This is a genomic window from Salegentibacter haimaensis (genome assembly GCF_054121495.1).
Map to the genome: position 1 here is coordinate 164,728 of NZ_JBSYGH010000003.1, position 19,314 is coordinate 184,041.

The 19,314-nt window shown below is 34.4% G+C and carries 18 protein-coding genes; 5 read left to right on the top strand and 13 right to left on the bottom strand.

Features of this window, described 5'->3' with window-relative positions; all coding sequences use genetic code 11:
• Window position 1: 1 nt before the first annotated feature.
• The 7 genes from ACW6QP_RS05275 to ACW6QP_RS05305 all read right to left on the bottom strand — a co-directional run bounded on the left by ACW6QP_RS05275 (window position 2) and on the right by ACW6QP_RS05305 (window position 9,302).
• Entirely contained in the window at window positions 2-3,415 is a 3,414-nt protein-coding gene (locus ACW6QP_RS05275; protein WP_457909805.1) for an ATP-binding protein, read from the bottom strand.
• Complete coding sequence (locus tag ACW6QP_RS05280) at window positions 3,408-3,986, bottom strand: DUF4194 domain-containing protein (protein WP_457909806.1); 579 nt, start codon at window positions 3,984-3,986, stop codon at window positions 3,408-3,410. Before ACW6QP_RS05280 ends, ACW6QP_RS05275 begins: the two co-directional genes overlap by 8 nt.
• Before the next feature lie 5 nt (window positions 3,987-3,991).
• A complete protein-coding gene (locus ACW6QP_RS05285) occupies window positions 3,992-5,479 on the bottom strand; it encodes a DUF3375 domain-containing protein (RefSeq protein WP_457909807.1) in 1,488 nt (495 codons plus the stop codon).
• A gap of 69 nt (window positions 5,480-5,548) precedes the next feature.
• Entirely contained in the window at window positions 5,549-6,574 is a 1,026-nt protein-coding gene (locus ACW6QP_RS05290) for a putative PDDEXK endonuclease (protein WP_457909808.1), read from the bottom strand.
• Between the two features lie 6 nt (window positions 6,575-6,580).
• The gene (locus ACW6QP_RS05295) at window positions 6,581-8,488 is read right to left on the bottom strand and encodes an ATP-dependent nuclease (RefSeq protein WP_457909809.1); all 1,908 of its coding nucleotides are present in this window, start codon (window positions 8,486-8,488) and stop codon (window positions 6,581-6,583) included.
• 87 nt (window positions 8,489-8,575) lie between these two features.
• Window positions 8,576-8,863 carry a hypothetical protein gene (locus ACW6QP_RS05300; protein ID WP_457909810.1) on the bottom strand — a complete coding sequence of 96 codons (288 nt, stop codon included), beginning with the start codon at window positions 8,861-8,863 and terminating at the stop codon, window positions 8,576-8,578.
• A 52-nt stretch (window positions 8,864-8,915) separates the two neighbouring features.
• Window positions 8,916-9,302, bottom strand: coding sequence for a helix-turn-helix domain-containing protein (locus tag ACW6QP_RS05305; protein ID WP_457909811.1), 387 nt, complete (start codon window positions 9,300-9,302; stop codon window positions 8,916-8,918).
• A gap of 254 nt (window positions 9,303-9,556) precedes the next feature.
• On the opposite strand from ACW6QP_RS05305, the gene ACW6QP_RS05310 reads away from it, so the two are divergent.
• From ACW6QP_RS05310 to ACW6QP_RS05325, 4 genes are all read left to right on the top strand, one after another.
• A complete protein-coding gene (locus ACW6QP_RS05310; RefSeq protein WP_457909812.1) occupies window positions 9,557-10,405 on the top strand; it encodes a hypothetical protein in 849 nt (282 codons plus the stop codon).
• Between the two features lie 6 nt (window positions 10,406-10,411).
• Window positions 10,412-10,804, top strand: a complete 393-nt coding sequence (locus tag ACW6QP_RS05315; RefSeq protein WP_457909813.1) for a hypothetical protein — start codon at window positions 10,412-10,414, stop codon at window positions 10,802-10,804.
• The gene (locus tag ACW6QP_RS05320; protein ID WP_457909814.1) at window positions 10,801-11,139 is read left to right on the top strand and encodes a hypothetical protein; all 339 of its coding nucleotides are present in this window, start codon (window positions 10,801-10,803) and stop codon (window positions 11,137-11,139) included. Before ACW6QP_RS05315 ends, ACW6QP_RS05320 begins: the two co-directional genes overlap by 4 nt.
• 943 nt (window positions 11,140-12,082) lie before the next feature.
• The gene (locus ACW6QP_RS05325) at window positions 12,083-12,532 is read left to right on the top strand and encodes a hypothetical protein (protein ID WP_457909815.1); all 450 of its coding nucleotides are present in this window, start codon (window positions 12,083-12,085) and stop codon (window positions 12,530-12,532) included.
• A gap of 531 nt (window positions 12,533-13,063) precedes the next feature.
• On the opposite strand, the gene ACW6QP_RS05330 is transcribed toward ACW6QP_RS05325, so the two are convergent.
• The 6 genes from ACW6QP_RS05330 to ACW6QP_RS05355 all read right to left on the bottom strand — a co-directional run bounded on the left by ACW6QP_RS05330 (window position 13,064) and on the right by ACW6QP_RS05355 (window position 18,259).
• Entirely contained in the window at window positions 13,064-13,402 is a 339-nt protein-coding gene (locus ACW6QP_RS05330) for a hypothetical protein (protein WP_457909816.1), read from the bottom strand.
• Window positions 13,403-13,641: 239 nt separating this feature from the next.
• A complete protein-coding gene (locus tag ACW6QP_RS05335) occupies window positions 13,642-14,361 on the bottom strand; it encodes a sodium-dependent bicarbonate transport family permease (RefSeq protein ID WP_457909817.1) in 720 nt (239 codons plus the stop codon).
• Between the two features lie 58 nt (window positions 14,362-14,419).
• Window positions 14,420-15,784: a dihydroorotase gene (locus ACW6QP_RS05340; protein WP_457909818.1), complete on the bottom strand. Its 1,365-nt coding sequence runs from the start codon at window positions 15,782-15,784 to the stop codon at window positions 14,420-14,422.
• 39 nt (window positions 15,785-15,823) lie between these two features.
• Entirely contained in the window at window positions 15,824-16,777 is a 954-nt protein-coding gene (locus ACW6QP_RS05345) for an L-threonylcarbamoyladenylate synthase (RefSeq protein ID WP_457909819.1), read from the bottom strand.
• 14 nt (window positions 16,778-16,791) lie between these two features.
• Window positions 16,792-17,628, bottom strand: coding sequence for a DUF6671 family protein (locus ACW6QP_RS05350; protein ID WP_457909820.1), 837 nt, complete (start codon window positions 17,626-17,628; stop codon window positions 16,792-16,794).
• A gap of 316 nt (window positions 17,629-17,944) precedes the next feature.
• Entirely contained in the window at window positions 17,945-18,259 is a 315-nt protein-coding gene (locus tag ACW6QP_RS05355; protein WP_457909821.1) for a hypothetical protein, read from the bottom strand.
• A gap of 85 nt (window positions 18,260-18,344) precedes the next feature.
• On the opposite strand from ACW6QP_RS05355, the gene ACW6QP_RS05360 reads away from it, so the two are divergent.
• Window positions 18,345-19,283, top strand: coding sequence for a LysR family transcriptional regulator (locus ACW6QP_RS05360; RefSeq protein ID WP_457909822.1), 939 nt, complete (start codon window positions 18,345-18,347; stop codon window positions 19,281-19,283).
• Window positions 19,284-19,314: the final 31 nt, after the last annotated feature.

Sequence of the window (19,314 nt, forward strand, 5' to 3'; positions counted from 1 at the left end):
CTTATTCTGCGGATTGTAAATATTCTTCCCTTTGTTCCTGCATCTGCTTAATCGGCATATCGTAAACGACCGAATGCCGATTATCTTTTCGCTGAACAAAATGAACCCGTGCTATGTAGGGTTCCACGATGGCAACCTCCTCAGCTTTGGCCGGAGACACTATCATTACTTGCAGGTGAAGTTGTTTACATAATTCCATTAGGAATTGTGCTTTTTCATCATCTTGTTTACTGAATGCTTCATCAACACAAATAAACCGGAATGAATTAGTATTCAAACCTTCATTATGTATTCCAAATTGGTAAGCTATGGCTGAACCTAGAATTGTATAGGTCAATTGAGCCCCTTCCCCCCCGGAAAGTTTAGCTGTTCCCGTATAGCTACGGAATATTTTTGACGGGTCTTCCCGATGGTGCTCAACAGCCTTAAACTTGAGCCAATTCCTTACATCCAATACTTCTTTTCTTAGGTTTTCATCATCCGTAAGGTTGTCTAAAAGTGCTTTTATTTTGCCAAAACTGTCTTCCAAAATATGATCATCTTTGGTTCTTTCAAACTCAACCAAATTAGGTTTCCATTCATTGAGTCGGAACCTAAAATCTTTAACTTTTGGGGAATAGTCTTTATCCACATGTAGCTTAATAAATGTAGGCGGGTTACTCTTAAAATTAATTTTTTCGAGGGATCGGTTGAGCGTGTCAATGTTTTCTTCTATATCTTCTTCCTGACGCTCTAACCAAGTTTGGAAATCAGACATTTTAGTTATCATTTCTTCATTTAAGTATTGCTTGAATTGCTGCTTATACTCAGCCAACTCTTCTCCTTCAATGCGCTTCAACAGGGCCACAAATTCATCGATAAATTCTGCATTTTCACTCAAACGATGTGTATCCGAATTCCAGTCGTTAAATTTTTTGGTAATTTCTTTGTCTGGATTTATAAAATCGCGCATTAATTTTTCTGCGGCACTTTCTTCTTTTCTGATCTTATTTTTCAGATGATCAATGGTTATATTGATTTCACCCTGAAGTTTTTCCCTTACCTTTTCAATAGAATTAATTGTATATTCTTTATTACTAAGGAATTGCTTTTCAAATTCCTTCAACTTTTCCTTGTGATTGTGAAAATTATATCTGTTAATTATCTCTTCTGCCTCACACAGTTTTTGTTTTTGTATCTCTAAGTTTGATTCAATGTTATTAATCTCTTTATCTAAACTCTTAACAACTTCCCTTTTAGACTTGATTTGATCAAGAACTTCATCTCGTTGCTTTTTGAGGGTTCTTACCCGGTCATTACTTTTTCCAAGTTCTTCAATTTTTTGCTTGTTTTCTTGAATTTGATTCGCAATTGACCACCAATCTATTTTTCTATGGGTACGGTAACCAATGAATTTATCAAGGTTCAGGTCCTCTTTACGAATCCTCGATTGATGATTTCGTAGGTATTTGAGCTTGTTTTTAACATCCTTAATTTCCTTATCCAGTTCAGTAGCTTCTTCTCTCAACAAGGCAATTTTCTCTTTGTTATCCCATCCAAGCACATACTTGTGACGGCTTTTAATTTCAGGGCGGTCATCCTTTTCGTGACGGTTTATATTCTTAATTAATCCTTCTTTGGTAACAGCCTTGTTTGCCAATCTAAAGGCTTCCAGATCTTCTACACACAAGTAATTAAATTTGGAAATAATCTCATTTTTAATCCATTCGGAATACCTTGAAGTCTTGAAATCTAACTTATGAATCAGTTCGTCCTCATCATACTGCTGAAAAATTTGTGGAATTATTTGCGCCTTATTGAATCGTTGATAGACAATCCTCCCCCTTAAGTTATTTTCATTCACGTACCGGTTGACCTTTTGATAATATTCTTCTGGTACAATAAGGCGTAATGAAAAATGGTGAAGTAAACGTTCAATGGCAGATTCCCATTCACGAGCATTTTCATGCACTTTTATAAGCTCACCGACAAAAGGAATTTCCTTTTCTGTAGCACCTACGGTATCCAAAATTTCACCCCGAATACGGGCCGGAGATCCGGTTATATTATTTTTCTGAGAACGTAAAACACTAAGTTGATCAGAAAGAGTGGTGAATTCTTTATCCAAATTGTATTTCTCAATTTTTATTTCGTCCTGTTCGAACTCATTCTGTTCTAAAATTTCAATGGCCTTACTTTTTTTTTCTAGTGCAGCTTTTCTCTGATCATCAAAAAGTTCCTTGCTTTGAGGATTAGATTGAAATTCGAGACTAGCGGCAAGTTGGTTGTAAATTTTGAGCTCTTCTTCCCGTTCTTGTTTTGAATCATCCAGCTCTTTATTTCGTCTTTCCAGCATACTTATCTGCGATCCGACTTTATCACTTTTAATCTGAATATCCAGATCTCGTTCCTGATTGGACAGGTCCTCTATTTGGTTGTTGCGTTCATCTAGTTCCTGAGAAAGAGCGGTTATTATGGAAGATTGTTCATCTTTATAGTTGATAATTAGGTCTTTCTGCTTTTGAGCAAACCAAAGTGGTGCAGTTTGCTGATAATCTTCCTGATGGTTTTGATCTGCTTTTAGGCTTGAAAGTTTTTGTGCCTTATCTCTTATGGGAGATAACAATTCTATTTGCTTATGTGCTTTTTCAATTGCCCGGTGAGCATCATTTAGTGTCTTGAAGTAGGCCTTTATTTTTTGGAATTCAGCTTCAGTGTCCCGTTCTTCAAGCATTTGTTGGCGGACAAACTCGTTCAAATCTCCTAGTACTTTGAGACCAATGGTTTTATTGAAAAGCGTTTGGGCTTTTTCTGATCTCATTCCAAATGCCTTACGCATCCGATGGCTATATTGGCCTGGGCCATCGGTGAATAAAATTAAATCTTTGTTTCCGTGTTTAGGATATTTTTGCTTTAATCTCTTTCTCCAATCTCCACTGCTATCAAGAGGCATGAAGTCATCTTTTATTGACAGCTTTCTAAATGCTATAATGAAATTTCTTCTCCATTCGCCACCGGAGAACCATCTAACTTGAGCCAAGGAGACGAATTGCGATTCATTTTGAAACACGGCTATCAATACCGACTGTACCTTTGATTTTTCTCCTCTTAGTTTTTTAATTCCTATCGTATTGGGATCGGTATTTTCTGTTTCACCATATTCTCCAAGTAAGTAGGTTTCTTCTGTCCGTTCGCTTTTTTCTCCCGCGGTTTGATTATATGACCTTGGTCTGCGTTCTGGCAATAGCAGTGTTAACAGACCATCTACAAGGGTTGTTTTTCCCGACCCGTTTCCTCCTGTGAGAAGTGACGTTTCTCCTCCTGGCTCAATTGAAAAAATATTTTTATCAAAAGTTCCCCAATTAAGGACTTCATATGTGTACAATCGGAAGCCAGATTCACTTGGCTTGGTGCTGAACAGGCTAAGATTATTCATCTTCTAATTGTTTTTTGAACCTCGACAATTCTTCGGTTGTGATTCTTGCTTTTATAATGCGTTTTACCTCATACCTGTTTTCATCAGTATTTGTTATGTCTCTATGAACTAGTTTTAGAAATCCCATTTCTACACATTGATCAAAATGTCTGTTGAGTTCTTTAATGAATTTTAGCTCGTTGGCCTTCTCTTTAAAAAACATTTCCATACGATCCCGAAATTGTTTTGGAGTAATATAAAGATTGGTTGTTTCCAAATCATTCGATTCAAATTCCAACAACCATTCCCTCAACAAAACACAAACCAGAGTAATATCATAGGTCAACGGCATTCTCCGAATCAGACCGATTGTACTGCCAGATGCATCTAACTCTATTTGCTTTAAAAATGCATATCCATCTCTTTTATCAATGATGAGTGCCAAGGCAATTTTTTCAAAATATTGGATGAGTTCTACTTGGTATTGGATCACCTCATTCCAAACATCCACCTGATCCTCAAAAACGGGGCCTTGTAAAAGTTTTACTGCTGATTTTGCATAGGAGGCTATATTTCTATTTTCATATTCCATATCGATTATCTCGTGAAAATGATTTGGGGCAAATCCAGGTATTTCTTGCTGGCCTGATTAAAAGGGATGATTTCTCTAATATTATCATTGACGAAATATTTAGTGCCGGTATTCACCAGGGTAACATATGCTAGTAATTCAGCCAAGCCATTTTTTTCATTTAAGCCTTTGGTGTTTACTACTTCTAAAAGAGATACCTGATTTTTAGTTTGCAGTAAATCATTGATATTTGCCAATAGCTGTTTTTTGTCTATCAAATCTGCATTATAAATTTTGGTGAGATCTGCAAGATCTTCTAAAGAGATATTGGCTTGTTCAGCCTTAGTGGTAAATGTGTTGATTTCGGGTTTCTCACCCAGTTTCCTTTCTAATGGAAGATAAATATCGGGGTTTCCCTGAATTTCAAGATAGTATTCCCGAGAGGGTGAATGATTCACTTGGTGGATAGCGTGTTGCCGTATTTCGGATATCAATTCTCTTGCTTTTCGTGATTCTAGTTGGTCTTTTGCAACGATCTCCCTACTTAGTTTATTAGCCAATACACCGTTTTTATCTAAAACTTTTCTAGCGGCCAAATGAAGCAATGTTTTTAGCTTTCTTAGGGAACGCGAAGAAACGTTTATACCACGGTCTTCCATTACCTCGTAAACTTCTCTGGTCAGTTTTTGAAAATCAGATTGACTGATATCATCCAGCATAAATTGCCAAAACGCATAAAAACTTTTTCCCTGATCGGTACTGCGTAATTCATAAAGAGCGTCAAATGTCTCTGCAATTAATTTTCCTTTGGAGAGATCGGTTTGCTGTTGCCGCTCATATATCCTCCGTGTGATTTCTTTGAAGTTATCTTCCACTTCTTTAAAATCTCCGATCAACTCATTGGCCAATCGGCTTACTTCTTCATAGCGAGATTTAATTTGATAATCTTCATAAGTGGGTACATAACCATCAATTTTGATCTTTCGAATTTCTTCATCAATGGTCTGTTTTCTCTTTTCTAATTCAGCCAGCCTTTTCTCTTTATCTGGGTTAGCATTTTCAATGATGTCTCGAAGCTTTGTGAAAATATCCTTAAACTTAGATTCGGTTCCAACAAATTCACGGTCTTGTAAAAGCTCAAAAACCTGAATTACTTTTTCCACATGTTTGGATAAAAATACTAAGGGTTCCTTTTGCGCATCGTCCATTATATTCCGTAGGTAATGGTCATCAATCCATTTATCAATGTAGCGTTTGGCTATTTCATCAAAGGCTAAAACCAAATGGTCAGACATGATTTCGTCATCCACTTCCTGATATTCAATATTCTCTAGGAAATCTGACAACTTTTGAACTAAAATTTGATAAGGTATTGAGATCTGTTCACCTATCTTGTACTCTTGGTATAAGAAAGTAATTATTAAATGTAAGTTTTTCGCTCTTAAAAGTTTTAGAGTTATTGAGGAATCTATAACCGATCTGACTTTCAATATTGAGTTAAAACTTCCAATCATAATATCTGAGGTAACCGTTTAATTTGTTCGGATTTTACATTCTATTATATTGTGACACCTTAAATACCATCACATTTCATTTATTTCTTTCTCAATTAATTTAAATCTATCCTTAATTTGGTCTCCCATATAATATTCCAATAAATCTTCTTTTGTCAAGGTACCATCACAAAGAAATTTTCGCATATACTCTTGGTTAAATTCCATGAGAAGGATCGACTTTTCTAGTTGTTTGAGAATAGCTTTATTATTATCGATATTATTCTGAACAAGGTTGCGAATACTAGTTATTTCATTAAGATCTTTAATTATACGATTCACCAAAATTGCTAATAGATCTTTATCTAATTCAACTTCCCTGGCATTTAAGGCAATATCCCTTGCTAACATATAGGCAATGGCTAAGTTGGAGTAATCTCCCTTTTGAGAATCTATTACTGCTATAAAACCAATTCCAGGTATATATCCGACATTTTCAAAACTTTTTAATATTGAATTATCTATTAATGAAATATCAAAAACTATGAGACTAACTTTAGCTTCTCGATTGGCTTGGGATTCTATTAACTGACTCCATGCCGTATCAGATTTTCTTGTGAAAACATTCTTAGATTCTATATCTCCTATTTTCACACTTTTATCGAATTTACATTCAATTACAATTTTCAACTCTGAAGTTCCCTCAACTTCGCAAACTATATCCCCAGTCTTATTTTTAGGAAGTGAGCCTGAAGAATTTCCCGTTAAAAATGCCTGGTCTTTTAATCGTTTTTCTTTAAAATACTGATTTAAAAAATCTGCTACTTCCTCCTCGGCTAGATTTCCTTTTATGGCTGATTTATAGAAAAGCTCCTTTTTCATTTCAAAGATCATTTTCAAACTCTCTAATTCCGTTCCTAGTTCATTGCTAGTTTTAGAAAGAAAAGCTGATATGCGATCTTCCATTAATGCCAACACACCTATGTAGATGGCACGAATTAATTTGTCATCCCTATCAGATGCGGGAATATTATTGAAATAATTGAAAACAATATCATTTTCTATTTCAAACTCCTTAAGTTCAACTCTTTTTAATTGCTGATTTAGTTTGAGCATATTGTTTTAATTTTTAATAAATCTAGGATCTTTAATATTATTAAGATTTCTCCATGATTCAAAGGTAGAATCCAAATCAGTTTCAAAAGGTTCTTCTGTGGATTCTTGATCAATTAATTCTTGTAGAATATCATGAACACTATTTCTTAAATTTTTATCCTTACCTATTTGGTCGTACATTATAAATGGTTTATTCTTAGAAGATGGTATCTTAACAGTACCATCATCGGCTAAAGAAACTTCACCATGTTCTACTTCAAACGTATAAACTGAAATTCTATGAATAATTTTCAATCCTTTTTTTCTAGCCTCTAAAATGTTATCCAGTATTTGCTTATTGGCCTTCCAAACAGAATTATTATTTCCAGCTTTATTTGTAGGATAGTCAGAATCGTGTAACACAGAAAAATTAACCTTAAAATGAGTTAACATTTTTATAATTGGATTTATAGTGAATTTTCCTCTAGCTCTAATTATTAAAGGTCTTGTTGCTAATGGATATTCATTCAGATCCAAACTCATAACCTTTTGAAATGAGGCAAATTCTGTATCCCCTTCAACAATTATTGGATACTGACCAAAAAACATCTCTGCTAAATTTTGATCATAAGTATTTAGTAAGGTTAGTTGATCTTTTTCTTCTTCAGAAAATGATATGGTATCTGAACGATATGTTTTAGGAGTTGGGCTATTGTTATTTCGGGATAGTCTAACGATAGTTGTATTGTCTTCAAAAGGATTTACAAATAAAGGACTATGTGTCGATAACATTACTTGCCAAGATTTATCTTTTGCGAGATCATATAGAAAGTTCGAAGCTGCTCTAATACCGTTAGGGTGCAATGCTATTTCCGGTTCATCAATTAATAGCATATAACCAGGCAGTAAAACTTCACCTTCTTTACTTTTCCATTCTGCTTCTAAATCCATTTTTTTCAATTCTTCAATTTCTTGAAGTTTTAAATCGATTTCAGCATCTTTACTTTCAATGGTTTTTGTCGTCTTAGCCCTTTCTTTTTCCCTTTCTAATTTTTTAATAGCTTTCTCAGCAGTAATAATATTCTTCTGATGATCATTTTTAAACTCATTTAAGGATTGTAGCTTAGATCTAACTTGGAGCAAAGACCAAAATAATGCCCTTTGTGAACCTGTTCCTTGTTGCTGCCAAACAACGGTTTGTCCAAACTCCTTTACATTAAGATTTGAGCCCTGTATCAAAGCTTTAACTGGATCAAAATTAAACTCACCAATTCCTATTGATAAATCAATTTCCAAGTTTGGAAAAATAGAAGCGTGGCTATTAGAAATTTCTTTATTGTAATGTTCAATTTTTTTAGCTTCATCGGCCACCGGCTTCTCAGCTTCATTATTAAAGATTTTTAAAGCTTTGCTAATTTCTGATTCGGCATCTTCGAGGCTATTTTTTAGTCTATCAGAAATAGGTTCTACAATAAGCTTTAAAAGTTCATTAAATTCTGAGTGTGGCCCCTCCAGGGCACCTATTCTAAGAGGTTTAGGTAATCTACTAGCAAAAACATTATCTAGACCTGCTGCATTACCATGAGGGGAATAATCTTTTTGTTCAGGATCATAAGTTTCACGTATACTAGTACCACTAATATCCCATGTCCATTTACTTTTTACAATTCTTAAATCACCATTTACTTCCTTCCACTTTTCAGCTATATTTTCAACCCCGTCGGGAATATGAACTGAAATTTCGATAACAGTATCGTTTTCCGAATAATTACATCGATCTTTTGTGGGATCATATCTAACCGTACCCACTGCTAGCTCATAAGCTCTAAGAACTGTTGATTTACCTGAATTGTTATCCCCTACAAGACAAAGTATATTATCTAAATCCACTTTTAATCCTTCATTGCCAATACAACCAAGGTTCTTTATTTCCATACTTAGTAACTTAGACCTCATAAATGAATGGTGAAATTTTTATAAACTCTGTAAATAACGATTCAAGAAAAAAATGACTTAATTCTATCAAATTTCAGCATAGATTGAAGACATGCCGCTATCTCCCTTCTTATAATCGTGCCTTACATTAAAATTTTCTTCGGTAGATTGGATATTCCTAGCATTGCTTAAATTATAAAGTTTCCATCCCATTCTTCCAGAAGATGAATAGCCATCCACTTGATATGCTCTTAACCCTTCATTACCTGCAGTAGTTTCACCATAGCAATGTGGTTCTACAACTCTCAGCTCTCCATCGTAATAAAATTCAAGTATTTCTCTATTTTCAATTGCTTCAATAATTGATTGATTCATGATATTTAGTTTTAAATAAAAATCCTGCGTGAGCAGGATTTATGAAAATTGATTAATTTTTATTTTTCATTTTTTCTAGGTATGCCACCTTATCCTTCTCCGCCTGTACCAGACGTTCATAAAGTTCAACAATTTTTTCTACAGGATCAATCGTGCAGAAATAATTGTTGTTATTGGCACTATTATCTTTAAAAGTATTATTAATAATATTAAAGACAGCCTCTTCACTAAAATGACGAATGGCCTCTGGAGAAACTTTTAATACTTCAGAAACTTTTTGAAGAGTTTTATCTTCAACACTTTCGCTTTTTTCCATGTGTGAAACACTTTGCTGGCTAATGCCTAATTCTTCGGCAAGGGTTTCCTGTTTCATGCCTCGTAATTCCCGAATACGGGCAATCTTACGGCCTATATGATTAGGTTTGGTTGTAGTTGTCATAATCTCAAATATAAGTAGTTTTTCTTTAAAAATTTACGGTTAACCCTTACAGGTAAAAAACAAACCGTTTTGGGTAAAATACCAAAGCCTCTGGTTCGGTACGGCTCCACCTATTTCTAACTTTCTAATGAATTTAAACAGCGAATTATAGAGCCTTCTTCAAAGATACCATTTTCTCTAAATGAAAATGCTCAAAGAAAGAAAACTCTTCAACCTGTTGTGAACAGTTATTTCGATAACCAAAATATTAGATTATGCTAGTAAGTAACTCCAAAAGTCTTTCCGCAGTTGTCAAAGCGATTCGGGAAATGGCGAAAATCCATTCTATTTTCATGATCGGTCACCAGGTTCACAACACTAAAACATGTTGCTCTCTTCAAACGAATATAAAACATCGCAAAATAACTCACGTGTATACCCTGCTTGTGATTTCCCACGATCTGGTAGAAGATCCACAAAAATTTATGAACAAGGTGTATAATAAGACACAAAAGTCTTCTAAAATTTATTCCATTCATTACACCTATAATGAAGTAAGCTTTAGACTTACCGAAGGAAATAATTTCCTAAGCCTTGTACTGAGCAAAGCAGTTATCGCTTACCAGGAGAATCAGAATTTACAACATCTTCCCCATTCCATATTGTATCATCCAACCGTATATAATAAAGTGAAAAAAGCTTGGGATTTAAGATATAAACGTGCAGGATACTTTTTTGAGAAAACGACCATTTGTGAAGATAAAACAGACGATAGTTCAAGGTATTTACTATTTAAAGAAGTAGTCAGGCAGACCTGTCTTGGATTACTGTACCTGTTCTGGGAGTTCCAGCCTAACTTTTTCGCAATCCCTTTTCTTTTAAACCTTTGCAGTCAGTTTACAGATCTTCCAAATATCATTTATCCAAAAGATTCTTTCCGGTCTAAGGATGCCTATCATAAACTATGTCATGCCCGCTATTTAATGAATAACCAGCCATCAACATTTCAGAAGGATGAATATGCCAGGCACATTGAAAAGGTTGTATCTCATTTTCTTCAGAAAGCCGAAGCCCTGGCAGAGCAGCAATTAATAGAACTGAAAAGAAAACATTGGAAAAACTGATTAGTTATGAAAACCGGAAAACTAAATAAACTAAAGCTGAAGGAGCTCAGGAAAATTTTAAAAAGCCCGTACGGCTTACAACCGGAGGTATGCGGAAGACGAAAGTTTGTTACTGCAAAAGTGCGTTTTGAGGATCATGAGGATTATTTGAACAGAGTTTCAGCGCTTCTAGAAACGGCCGTACTGGCTTTAGATGGAAATGGGGAGTTCTATTCTAGAATGCTTTCTAATAAAAGTAAACAGGATAGCGTAAGGCTCACCATCGAAATGGCCATTGAACTCTTACCGCATGATGATTTGTTTAACATGAGAAGATTAAAAGCCATTATTGAGAATGATCTCGAACATCCAAATTATCCAAAACGGTTGAAAGAAAAGATCGAAAAAACAGAGTTATGAAAAAAGCTGATATAGACCGATTTAAATTTCTTAAAAAAAATAGTGTTACCTATTTCAACACGCTAAAAGCCACAGATCGAAAGCACACCTATGAAGCGAAACTTGAATTTTCAAGTTATATTGATCTAATAGAGACTATTGATGTTTTATTAAAAGTATGTATTGAAGAGATGGTTTATGGAGCGGAAGGAGCCTCATCCAGAATAAAACAAGACCCGAATATTCAGTATATCTTGGAATTAGTAATGCAATTACTTCCTAAATATGAAGCAGAATTACTTGATGAGATTCGTCCCTTACTTATGGCCAAAGAAAATCAACCGAAGAAAGAGTAATATCTTACTAGGAAAATATTCTTTTCACTACTTCCAAAAACCCATTTACTTTTTTTATCTGGTGCATTTTCCTTTTTGCTTTCAATGGAACATGATATTCCGGTCAGATTGAAAATATTCAGCTTAATTCCATTTACTTCTTTCAGAGCTGTTTGCATTACCTTTTGATGCAAATTTATGTTTAGGGTTTGAAATTAGATAGGCCTTATAAAAAGCAACGCGGCTTTATGCAGGCCGCTAATTTCAAACGCTCTTTCTTTAGCATCAAAAGGTAAGGCTATGAAAGTTGCGGGAATATTGAAAGAATGATTACTCTTTTATAGGCAAAGTTAGTAATGAAAAGAATTCAAGCGGACTTAAGGTAAAAAAGTTTTCAATTCAGGTTTTATAGAATGGTTCAATTACTTTTTTGACTTGTGTCCAAGATAGATTCAGCTTACCTCTTTTTTAAAAATGGAGCTTTTGCATATTGAATAAAAAAGTGGTGAGTGTGTTATTCTATACAATTTCTTTGTTCAGGTAGGTTAATAATAAAGTCTCTATAACTTGTAGGATTTCACTTCCAAAAATGATATTTTTTCGTAAAAAATTTGCCGGTTTTACTGGGCTGAGAGCATTTTTTCCTAAAAAAGTTTTTTCCGAATTTTTGAAATCATTGGATTTAATTTTAAATGACTACAAAACTAGCTAAAAACTAAGGCGGGATCGACCATAACATCGCGCAGCGTGTTATCCTCTTGCTGTGCGTCCTTGCTGTGCGTCCTTGGTTTTACAAAACAACTTTATTAAGGGATTTTGATATTAAAAAAACTTTTGAATTTTTTGAAATTACCTTTCCAAAATTTACCTGAAAAAATGGATCTTAATATCCCTATTAATTATTTATAAAGATGGAATTGTAAAGTTTATGTATTTTTGGATAGAACTAATAAAATGTAATCCCATGAAATCAATGAAATTTGTAATTTCTATTTTATTTTTAACAACCCTAATTATTGGGTGTTCAAGTAATAATGATGAAGAGAATCTTGTAGTCGCTGAAGTTAGTGTCAATAATTCTGTATTGTTTGATGACACTAGTGATTTTGATGGTGACATTGACGGAGATTTTACCGGCAATGGAGGATCTACTACCCGAACATTTACATGGAGTAATGCTGAACCTACGGCAGATTATAATGCCGACATCACCGCTACTACCGATGGTTCTTTTAAAATGGTTGTTAGAGATGCAAATAATAATTCTGTTCTTGACAGGTCTTTATCAGGTGCATCAGAACCAGATTCTTTTTCAGGTGTTACCCAAACGGGTACCCCGGGAGTATGGTCTGTAACTATCAGCTTAACCAATTTTAAAGGAGACGGAAGCTTTTCTTTGAGTGAGGGGAACTAATGAGTGAGGTAAATTAATCTCTTTTTAGTCTAACACATTTGCTTTTTTAGAAAGGTCGTTTAATTTTTTAGACGACCTATTTTTAGTTATAATAATCGTGTGCAATTGGGATCTTTTAGGTTTCTACTAATCTATCATTTCACATATAATTTTCAAAAAAATCATCTTGGCAAAACATGATTCGTCATAGCTTCTTGTTTCAAATCACCTGAATAAACAAACCATATTCAATAGTCAATCCAAAAGTCTCAATGAAAAGTGTTTATTTGATACCCGGTTACAATATACAACTGAGCCTGGAAAAATTCTCATATAACAATTTAGACAATTAAAGTACCGGAAAATATTTATAAACCAAGATTTAATATTCTCTATTTTTACGGATATTAGATCGAATTTTCCAACGCTCCTTCCTATCGTAGGCATAAGATACCATGATATCAATTATAGTTAAAAAGGAAATTCATTTTCAGATCCTAATAGTTTGAAAACATAGGTTGAGTGGAAAAGAGTGCTTAGATATGGCTAATATTATTCAGTTAAATAAGGACTGGGAGTTATTTTTAGTGTTTTTATTTGGGAATATGTTGTATACGATTTTAATAAATTATAAAAGTATTGCTTAGCGATATTATTTTCCTGTATAAATGTCCAAAGCTCCTCCGCACTTTTTTTATTGATCGCCTGATTATTTACTTCCAATATATCAGCCATTCTCTTATTTACAAAAATCCAGAGAGCTTCAATAATATCCTCTGCGTCTTCCCTGGGTATATATAAATTATTCCTTTTTTGAAGATGATTAAAAAAGGTCTTTCTCAACAAAGTGAATCTAGGATCTTGAGAATCGTATCTTTTTTGTTTTTTCATAGTTTGGTTTTAAAAAAATCAGTTGGTATCAAAGTATATTATGACTAAAGACATTTAAAAACAAGTCGCTTTCAAATAATTCATTAAATGTGAAATTTACATGTTAACTAGTTATAAAAAAAGCCTGTGTATGTCATAAGCTCCAATGTTGTGATATTCATAAAGGTGAATTTGGAAAATATTATTATGGTAATCAAGGAACTATCAAAAACATATATAATGGCATAACAAAAGTGATGTTAAATTGGAAAGTTACAGCTAGTACCATTGTAATTTCTAATGAAATCAGCTAATTTACGGCCACTCACTATTCCCATGTCCAAAAGAAAGATCGCCAGGAATCCCTTCAAAATATCCGTAGTGAACGGAGCAATTCCCAGAGCCTGGCTTTCACTAGCTAACAAACCTATTACTAAGCTTCCCAGAATCATTAGCACACTGCCATTGGTAAATGAGTGCCCGATTAGATTACGGAGTTTTGGGGAATTATTGTCTTTTTTTCCATAAAGTGAAATTAAGATTACTCCCACTATGATCGCCGGTGCTTCCATTAAGGCCATGAATGCAACCATATGTCCGCTGTAGGAAATTTGTTGTATTTCAAGGAATGAAGCTGCTGTGACAAAAGTTACAGCAGTAATTGAGCCGTATGCAGCTGCAATCACTCCCGAATTCTCAATACTTAATTTTTTCTTTAGGAGAAAGAAAGTGTAAATCGGAACTACTAAAGCACTGCTTACACCAAATAAGATAGTCCAGATGATCTCCATTGAAAAAGTATTATGAGCCAGTTCTCTTCCTCCATTAAAACCAATCGAAAATAATAGATATAGTGATATCAATTTGGATAAACTTTTAGGGATTTCCAGATCACTTTTTAATTGTACCGCTAAAATCCCCATCACGAAGAATAATAGGACCGGACTAGTTAAATTATCTAAAAGTAGATTAATATTCATAATATAGTTTCTTCTGTATTAATACTGCCTATCGTATTACTACCTTAGGTTTATAGAATTAGGTTCTAATCTTTTCAAATAAAAGTCTCATTCCCTTTTTGTGATTTTTAATACTTCCGTTCTCATAGATGAGATTCCCATTAATAAAAGTATGGGTGACAAGGCTCTGGAATGATTGATTTAAAAATGGTGACCAGCCACACTTATATAGCAGATTTTCCCGCTTAACTTTCCATGAATCATTGAGGTTTACCAAGACTAAGTCAGCATAGTAACCTTCCCTGATATATCCTCTATCTCTTATTCTATAAATTTCGGCTACATGGTGGCTCATTTTTTCTACCATTTTTTCTAATGTTATTTTTCCCTGATGAAAAAGTTGTAACATTGCGACCAATGCGTGCTGTACTAAAGGTCCGCCTGAGTTAGCATTAAAATAATTTCCATTCTTTTCTTCGATGGTATGAGGAGCGTGATCTGTAGCTATAATATCTAGCCTGTTATCTTTCAGGGCTTGTAGTAGTCCTTCTGCATCTTGCTTCCCTTTTACGGCAGGATTCCATTTTATACGGGATCCCAGGTTTTCGTAATCATCTTCCGAAAACCACAGGTGGTGCACGCAAGCTTCGGCTGTAATTCGTTTCTTTCTTAAATCCTCTTGAATTTCAAAAAGACTGGCTTCTGCCAATGTGGAAATGTGAAATAAATGAAGGCGATTTTGGTGTTTCCTGGCCAAATCTAAAACCCGTTTTGTCGCAGTTACACAAGCTTCTTCACTCCGAATCTTGGGGTGGAATGAAAAAGGAATTTCTTTTCCGTATATATTTTCAAATTTTTGAAGGTTTCTTTTAATTATGCTTTCGTCTTCGGAATGGAGCGCCACAAGTGTTTCAGCCCTTGAAAAGAGCTTTTCCAGAAAGTCCGGATAGTTAGCCAGAATTCCTTCATCATTATGGAAATAGAGTCCATCATCTGTAATTCCACAGACTCTTTCAGTATCTGTTTTTAAAGCCTCTTCGAGATTATCCTTCCTAACACCCATAAAGAATGAGTAATTAGCCAGGGATTTACTTGCCGCTAACTGATATTTTTCTTCTAATAATTCTTGAGTAAGCGTATTCGGTATCGTATTAGGCATATCCATAAATGAAGTTATACCCCCGGCAACGGCTGCAATAGACTCTGAAAGGATATCTGCTTTATGAGTTAGTCCAGGATCACGAAAATGAACCTGATCATCAATCACTCCCGGTATAAGATATAAACCTTCGGCGTTTATTTCTTCAAGAGGGCCGGCAACAGTCACTGAATTTCCAATTTTTTCGATTCTATCATTTTTAATTAGTAGTTCAGCCTCATAGCTTTTGCCTTCATTAACGATGGTAGCATCTCGTATTACAGTATATTTATTATCTGAATTCAAAATCTTATTTTTAGGTTATACTAGGAAAATGATCTTTATTTAGAATTTGCTCGAAGCCCTTCTTAGTTTGTCATTAATGGTTATACCCAATCCTGTTTCCGGTAATTCCTGAAATAGTAGAACGTCCAGTTTCTTTTGATCCAATTTGTGCATTGCACCATAAAGGTTTTTAGCAGCTTCTTTCATATTTCCAGTTTCAGAAAGAACTTCCTGTTCTATAAATTGAGTGGAGGCCACTTTTTCCTTAAATAGAAGCAACCCAATCTTTTTACCTTCAAAAGAGGCAATCATCTTATTAATATTTTGCGTCAGGTAACATTCCGTTCCCGGAGAATAATGACGTGATAACATGCCGGGGGCAGTTGGGCGTTTATTATCATGAATGTATTTTTTTGTAGGTCCTATTAGCCGCTCTATTTCCTCTACGGATATGGAGCCATACCGGAAAATCACTGGTGAATTATTTGTATCAAATCCCACAATTGTAGATTCTAGCCCTCTTTGACACTCTCCCCCATCCAGAATATATTTTATCTTATCGCCGAAATAGGAAAATACGTGTGCTGCTGTTGTAGGACTAATTGAACTAAAAGGGTTTGCGCTTGGGACAGCCAAGGGGAAATCTAGCTTTTCCAGTAACTTTAAGGTCAAAGTATGATTAGGGACCCTAACCGCAACAGTATCTAATTCCCCGGTTACAGCTTTTGCTATATGGTCTTTTTTCTTCAGGATTAATGTTAATGGACCAGGCCAGAACTTTTTGGCTAAGGTATAAGCAACATCCGGGATATCTTTAGCGACCTTTCCTAAATCATCCAAAGATTTAATATGGACAATTAATGGATTATTGGAAGGTCTTCCTTTTATTTCAAATATCTTCTTTACGGCGGCTTCGCTCATGGCGTTACCCGCTAATCCATACACTGTTTCTGTAGGGATAGCTACTATTCCATCATTAGCTAACTCTTCTGCCGCTTGATCTAAGTGTTTCATTAGTGCATTATTATTTAAGGATTGCATCTGTCACAATACATAGGATCTTCATATTGTTTGCCATGGGGAAATTCCTTTTCAACCTCGAATTGACATTTTTTACATTGATAGACGAGACTTAAAATTGAACGGGATGGTGTGCCGCAAAGTTGACATGGGAGGCCTGTTTTTGCAGAGGTCACTGAAAAACCTGGAGTTTTACAAGTTGGGCAACAGGATAGTATATTTTCAATAAGATTCTTTCCTGCTTTTTCTATTGCCTTCATTCGGGTAGGGTTATACAGCGCTCGCATATCAGTTTCTACAAGTATTGAAGATGCTTTATTCATTAATTTTTTAAAAGATTCTTCTAATACTCCTATATCGTTAATCCCTTTGATGAATTCATTTCCAGAGCTTTTTGAATTACGCATAATTAAAGCATGTGAAGGAAAATGAACTCTTTCAGAAAACTCTTTAAGATCTTCCCAGTTTTTTACCTCCTCCTTTGCAAAATTTGTTTCTATCTCTACAACTCTCCCAAGGATTTCCAAATCATTTTTCTTATCAATGAAAATGACCAATTCTTCGTTTGCAGGTAGAAACGGACTAATAGGGTGAGATCCGAAAGATCCTTCACTTGCTACAGCGAGATCACAGCCAATGGCAGCCATAGCAGCTAGACATTTATTTCTAACTGTTTGGTGTGCAGAATCCTTTCTTTCTATTTCTCCTGAAAAGGTTCCATATCTATTAGTGTCAAAATCTTCAGAAACAAAGCATTTCACTTTTAATTCCTTCTCTAAAAGTGGAGCCAGCACCTGCTCTTTCCTGTGCATAGTCGCGATAAGTAAATCTCTATTCGTAAACAATATTATTTAATTGGAATCTTGAAAAGGACAACAATAGTGATATTAATTTAGTTGCCCTGAATACTAATTTCATTTTCTAGAGTCGAATTGTTTCTTATTACTTCTTTCCTGGTCTTTGATACCGATGGGTTCAAAAATTTTTAAGAAGAAGATTATTGAAAGTATCACGGAAGAAACCACGAGCTCTTCCAGAAAAAGAAAGTGATTTTGATAAGATATTAATATGAACAAGGCTAAAATTAACATACCAAGAATTGGCAAGAACTTATTATTTAATAAAGACATATATGGGATTATTTAGGTTATTTTTTACAGACTAATCCTCTATGGAAAGGTAAATAGTCCCTTCAATTTTTATGGTACAACTCTTACTATTTAAATTCCTCAACCATTGTTTAACTTCTTCTTTCTGATTCTGCAATTCATGAATTCTCGAGTCGATATTTTCAGAATTAAATGAATGGTTAGATTCCCACATCTGCCATTTCTGAATCTTATGAAAATTGATTTTTTCATCGATCAAAGCGCTAATAATGTGTGCGGAATCGGATTGAGTAAAGATCCCATTGAGAAGATCTAACTTTGTAGATTTAGTTTCCATTGATGGTGCTACCTGTAATTTCATGATCAAAAATTTTTATTGATTGGGGCAAATATCTAAACAGAAAATCATATATTTTTATTTATATTTATAATGTTGTTTATTAAAAATATTTATGCATTATACTTTACACCAGTTGCAGATTTTTCAAAAAATCGTAGAATTACGGAGCATCACCAAGGCTTCAGAAGAGCTAAATCTTACCCAGCCTGCTGTCTCAATACAACTAAAAAAATTTCAGGATCAATTCCCAATTCCATTAACTGAAGTAGTTGGAAGGCAGTTATACATCACGGATTTTGGAAAAGAAATAGCAGCTACCGCAGAAAGAATATTAGATGAGGCGAATGCTATTAATTATAAGACGATGGCTTTTCAGGGCAAACTTTCTGGAAAATTAAAAATTGCGAGCGCTTCCACTGGAAAATATGTAATACCATATTTTCTATCCAAGTTTTTATCTACGCATCCCGAAGTAGAGTTGGTAATAAATGTTACTAATAAGTCTAAAGTAGTAAGTAGTCTGGAAAAAAATGAAGTAGATTTTGCTTTAGTATCAGTGCTTCCAAAAAAACTCCAACTTGATACTGTATCATTAATGCCAAACAGTCTATATCTTATTGGAAATAGGCAGTTTAATATATCTAATAGTGATAGGAAAAAAGCGTTATTTGAAAAAAATCCACTTATTTATAGAGAGCATGGCTCAGCTACACGTAATGCTATGGAAAATTTTATTTCTAATAACCAGTATTCTGTTCGAAAGAAAATCGAACTAATGTCTAATGAAGCGGTAAAACAAGCCGTAGTGGCAGGATTGGGGCTGTCTATAATGCCGCTAATTGGAATCAAAAATGAACTGAAAAATGGGAGTTTACAGATAATACCTGTTCGAGGATTACCTATTCATACCGACTGGAACCTGGTATGGGTAAAATCAAAAAACCTTTCCCCTGTTGCACTGGCTTATTTGGAATATCTGGATAAAAACAAGGATTTAATTATCAAAGAAAGTTTTAACTGGATTAATGAATTTTATAAATCTTTTTCATGAAAAAATTTTTATAACTATTAAATCTTAAAGA